Annotated in this window: 1 protein-coding gene; it reads right to left on the bottom strand. The window is 66.1% G+C overall.

Annotation, left to right across the window (positions count from 1 at the left end):
• Positions 1 to 505, bottom strand: a 505-nt coding sequence (locus tag QZH66_RS18355) for an efflux RND transporter permease subunit (RefSeq protein WP_305807224.1), incomplete at both ends; no start/stop codon positions are given.

Genomic DNA, 505 nt, shown 5'->3' with positions numbered 1-505 from the left:
CCGCGATCAGCGAGACGGTCAGCGAGACGATGGTGAAGCCGATCTGCTTGGAGCCCTTGAGCGCGGCCTGCAGCGGCGCCTCGCCCTGCTCGACGTAGCGCGAGATGTTCTCGATCATCACGATGGCATCGTCGACGACGAAGCCGGTGGCGACGGTCAGCGCCATCAGCGACAGGTTGTTGATGCTGAAGCCCATCAGGTACATCACGCCAAAGGTGCCGACCAGCGATAGCGGCACCGAGAGCGCCGGGATCAGGGTGGCCGGCAGGTTGCGCAGGAACAGGAAGATCACCAGCACGACCAGGCCGACCGCGATCGCCAGTTCGAACTCGACATCGTTGACCGAGGCGCGGATCGTCGTCGTGCGGTCGCTCAGCGCGGCGACGTCGATGGCTGGCGGCAGCGCGGCCTGCAGCTGCGGCAGCAGCGCCTTGATGCTGTCGACGACCTCGATCACGTTGGCGCCGGGCTGGCGCTGGATGTTCATGATCACCGCCGGCGTGCT

This window comes from Stenotrophomonas sp. YIM B06876 (assembly GCF_030711595.1).
Taxonomy (GTDB): domain Bacteria; phylum Pseudomonadota; class Gammaproteobacteria; order Xanthomonadales; family Xanthomonadaceae; genus Stenotrophomonas.
Note: the sequence above shows the minus strand (reverse complement) of the source record. Positions and strands in the feature narration are given on the sequence as shown.